At 42.2% G+C, this 303-nt stretch carries 1 pseudogene; it reads left to right on the top strand.

Going from position 1 to position 303, the window contains the following annotated elements:
• Nucleotides 1-292, top strand: a pseudogene (locus B9T16_RS29695) (hypothetical protein); the annotation flags it as partial.
• Between the last annotated feature and the right edge of the window lie 11 nt (nucleotides 293-303).

The following is a 303-nucleotide window of genomic DNA, read 5'->3' as shown; positions in this document are numbered from 1 at the left end:
TTGGAGTGGGGGTCCTCTGTGGTGGTCAACACTGGCTTTAACCCAAAGTTTCGGTAATTTGGTGATTCTCCATTTGGGTCAAATCTCAGGACCTAATACCGTCGTGGCTACTATATTAGTCGTCAATGGGACTGTAGCTGAACTCTGGTTAGCACATAAACAGCACAAGTTGCAACTCTATTTAATCCCTGTCGGAATATTGGCGATCGCTCATTTAATCGGATTGAGATTAAATAGAGTTGCAACTTGTGCTGTTTATGTGCTAACCAGAGTTCAGCTACAGTCATATTGACGACTAATATA

This window comes from Arthrospira sp. PCC 8006, from assembly GCF_046480465.1.
Lineage (GTDB): Bacteria > Cyanobacteriota > Cyanobacteriia > Cyanobacteriales > Microcoleaceae > Limnospira > Limnospira platensis.
This window is presented reverse-complemented; position numbering and strand designations above follow the sequence as displayed.